The organism is Ancylomarina sp. 16SWW S1-10-2 (assembly GCF_009669305.1).
Lineage (GTDB): Bacteria > Bacteroidota > Bacteroidia > Bacteroidales > Marinifilaceae > Ancylomarina.
In genome coordinates this window covers 1-355 of the sequence record NZ_SADB01000365.1, presented here as the reverse complement: position 1 = coordinate 355, position 355 = coordinate 1, and the positions used below count along the sequence as shown (strand labels likewise).

Below are 355 nucleotides of genomic sequence, written 5' to 3'. Positions count from 1 at the left end.
CGTACGGGAACTGATTCCCTGCCCGGTCTGTACGCCGCCCGACCCTGATGGAGCGGGCGGCGTGTTGTTATTGCGCTGATCATGTTGGATTATTTGCCCGGCATCTTGCACGGCGCGCTGCTGACCGTGGGCGTCTCGTTGGGTGCGCTGGCGGTGGCGGTGCTGCTCGGTTTGCTAGGGGCAACGGCCAAGTTGTCCGGCCGCACGCCGTTGGTGGTGCTGGCCACGCTGTACACCACCGTGATACGGGGCATCCCGGAGCTGGTGCTGATGCTGCTGGTGTTTTACGGCGGCACCATCGGCCTCAATGCCCTGCTGGAAGCCTGGGGCGTGGCCGAGCCGGTCGACATCAACC

At 65.4% G+C, this 355-nt stretch carries 1 protein-coding gene; it reads left to right on the top strand.

From position 1 onward, the window contains the following. Positions 1-81 precede the first annotated feature (81 nt). The coding region (locus tag EMN46_RS19545; RefSeq protein WP_154202686.1) for an ABC transporter permease subunit at positions 82-355 on the top strand (274 nt) is incomplete at its 3' end.